Here is a 3,207-nt window from a genome sequence, read left to right as displayed (position 1 = left end):
GTAGTTAAACATAATTAATTACACAATGTCATTGCGAGTGTAACGGAGTGAAACGAAGCAATCGAAAGGGTTAGGATTACTTCGCGTAGTTCGTAATAATGGTAAATATTTTTGTTGACTTACTTAAAACTACACATGGACAGCAGGGGGGCAGGGAGCAGGGAGAAAATTATCTGTAGCCAGGATTTAGAGAGATAGTATTATACATCACTGCTCGTACTGAAATCCTGAATTAACTTTTCATAAAGTACTCAGCAGAGAATAAATCACCTCAATCATAGATTTTGATACTTCTTAAGACTTTTTACCTACCCCTCTGAGATATTGTGAAATAAAGCATCTAAAATTTTTAAACACGAAATTTTAATGACATCAGTAGATTTCCCCAAGCATAAAAAAGCCAAAGCCCTTAAACCCGGAAGCATTAAACCCGCCAAAGAATTATGCAGTGAATGTGGACTTTGCGACACATACTATGTTCATTATGTCAAGTCAGCCTGTGCCTTTATTAATCAACAATTTGAGCAATTAGAAACCCAAAGTCACGGACGCGATCGCAACCTTGACAACCCCGATGAACTCTACTTTGGGGTGCATCAAAACATGATGGCTGCACGGAAAATAGAGCCCATCCCCGGCGCTCAGTGGACAGGAATTGTCAGCACCATCGCCATTGAAATGCTGAATCGTAGCCTAGTTGAAGGGGTGGTCTGCGTGCAAAATACCAAAAAAGACCGCTTTCAACCCATGCCCGTCATTGCCCGGACCCCAGAGGAAATACTGGCAGCACGAGTAAATAAACCAACTCTCTCCCCCAACCTTTCCGTACTCGAGCAAATCGAACAATCGGGGATGAAGCGACTATTAGTAATAGGCGTTGGTTGCCAAATCCAAGCATTACGAGCCGTAGAAAAACAACTGGGCTTAGAAAAACTCTATGTCTTGGGTACACCCTGCGTCGATAACGTCACCCGCGCCGGACTGCAAAAATTTCTTGACACCACCAGTCGTTCTCCAGAAACAGTGGTGTATTACGAATTTATGCAGGACTTCCGGGTTCACTTCAAACATGAGGATGGCTCCACCGAAACTGTACCTTTCTTTGGTTTAAAAACAAACCAACTCAAAGATGTATTTGCCCCTTCCTGTATGAGTTGCTTCGACTACGTAAATTCACTTGCAGATTTAGTTGTTGGGTATATGGGCGCACCCTTCGGCTGGCAATGGATTTTAGTGAGAAATGATACTGGGAAAGAAATGCTGTCATTGGTGCAAGACCAAATACAAACCCAGCCGGTGATGTCCAAAGGCGATCGCCAACAGGCAGTGCAGCAAAGTATACCTGCCTATGATAAAGGTGTGACTTTGCCTATGTGGGCGGCGAAACTTATGGGGGTGGTAATTGAAAAAATTGGTCCCAAAGGGTTGGAATATGCGCGGTTTTCCATCGATTCCCACTTCACGCGGAATTATTTGTATGTGAAACGGAATTATGGTCAGAAGTTAGAGGAGCATGTTCCGGAGTTTGCCAAGAGGATTGTGAGGCAGTATAAGTTACCGGATTAAATTTGGGTAGATGAAGAACCCCAGTTCAGAAATGTTGTCAGATGCTAAATATTATCTGGATCAATATTCAGTTCTCGCAACTTTGCAGCCAACCTTTCTGCTTTTTTTTGAGCAGATTCTGCTGTTTCTTCTGGGGTAGGAACTAATTCACCTTCTGGGGTAAAAAATCGTAGTAGTCCTTCATAAATACCCAAATAAAGTCCTAACTGTTGACTCCACAAATGTCCTTCTTCATTGACTGCTAAAGGTTCATATTGTCCATCTAATAAATGAAATCCAGCGAATTCTAGGGTGTAAGGATCAAACCAAAAATAATCAGGAGTACGAAAAGTATCTTGGTAAAGTTTTTTCTTAAATTCTCTATCTGTATTAGCTGTGGATTCCGACAGAATTTCTACAATGACATGGGGATATTTACCATCTTCTTCCCAAACAACCCAACTTTTACGCAGTTTACGTTCCGTGTCCAACACCACAAAAAAATCTGGTCCCCGGAAGTCTTCTGATCTACGTTGATGGGGACTGTAATAAATGGTTAAGTTCCCAGCAGCATAGAAATCATTTCTGTCTTTCCATAGCCATTCTAGACATTTGAAAAGTAAGATAATTTGTCTGAGGTGTAGTTCTGTTTCCAAGGGAGGTTCATCGCTGTATAAATCACCTGGGGGAAAGATAACATCTTCGGTGATGTCTTGGGGAGTATCTAATTCTTTAGCGAGGGACATAGCTAGGGAGCTGACTATGAGGGTATTCTGGGTTTATTTTGACACTCCCACGGTTACGCTAGGCGATCAACCGTGGGATTCTTTCGTCATAGGGAACCCAATGGTTTTACCCTCAGAAAGCATCTTCACCGTATGCCCTACGGCTGCAAGTCCTCTAATTAGGACTACTTGACTTGCAGCTACATCTCTATCAGTTATGTAGCCGCAATTGTCGCATTTATGAACACGCTCTGCTAATGTTTTTTTACCTGTTTCATGTTGGCAATTAGGACATATTTGGCTTGTCTTTCGTGAGTCTACTTTCTGGAAATAGACACCACATTTAAAACAAGTTTGTTCAAGGATGTTGAGAAATTGACCAAAACCCGCATCTAGGCAATGCTTACCAAGCATCCCACGGGAAAGACCAACTAAGTTTAAATCCTCTACAAATATCATCCCTACACCCTCACATAGCTGATGTGAAAGCTTTCTATGCCAATCTTTACGACAATTAGCAACGTATTCATGTAATTTTGCAACTTTCTGTTGTGCTTTTAACCAATTGTTTGAGCCTTTTGGTTTTCTGGTAACACGCTGTTGTAGCAATTTCAGCTTACGTTGGGCATCAACAAAAAACTTGGGACGCTTGACTAAAAGACCGTTAGAAGTCGCTACCATTGAGGTTAAGCCTACATCAATTCCCAAAGCGTTACCGTGTGGCATGGGTTGAGGTACATTTACATCCCATTGCAAGGTTATCATTGCATACCATCCAGAAACACGCTTAACAATTCTCACTTGTTTTACTTTTGAATCTTCTGGTATTGGTCGGGATTTTCTAAACACAACTACACCAATTACAGGCAATTTAATTTTATTGCCCATGACTGGGTTATTTTTGAACTGAGGAAAAACAAAACTCCGCATCCGACCA

General features: G+C 41.6%; 3 protein-coding genes. 1 reads left to right on the top strand and 2 read right to left on the bottom strand.

What is annotated here, in order from left to right; translation table 11 throughout:
* The first annotated feature begins 366 nt into the window (after window positions 1–366).
* Window positions 367–1,566: a Coenzyme F420 hydrogenase/dehydrogenase, beta subunit C-terminal domain gene (locus CALSC_RS02665; RefSeq protein ID WP_088239879.1), complete on the top strand. Its 1,200-nt coding sequence runs from the start codon at window positions 367–369 to the stop codon at window positions 1,564–1,566.
* Between the two features lie 44 nt (window positions 1,567–1,610).
* Here the strand turns inward: CALSC_RS02665 and CALSC_RS02660 are convergent, their stop codons facing one another.
* Both CALSC_RS02660 and CALSC_RS02655 read right to left on the bottom strand, forming a co-directional pair.
* Entirely contained in the window at window positions 1,611–2,291 is a 681-nt protein-coding gene (locus CALSC_RS02660) for a Uma2 family endonuclease (protein WP_088239878.1), read from the bottom strand.
* A 66-nt stretch (window positions 2,292–2,357) separates the two neighbouring features.
* Window positions 2,358–3,207 (bottom strand): RNA-guided endonuclease InsQ/TnpB family protein (locus CALSC_RS02655; RefSeq protein ID WP_143288129.1); only part of this gene is annotated, 850 nt, incomplete at its 5' end.

Origin of the sequence: Calothrix rhizosoleniae SC01 (assembly GCF_900185595.1) — a bacterium.
GTDB lineage: Bacteria > Cyanobacteriota > Cyanobacteriia > Cyanobacteriales > Nostocaceae > Calothrix_A > Calothrix_A rhizosoleniae.
Note: the sequence above shows the minus strand (reverse complement) of the source record. Positions and strands in the feature narration are given on the sequence as shown.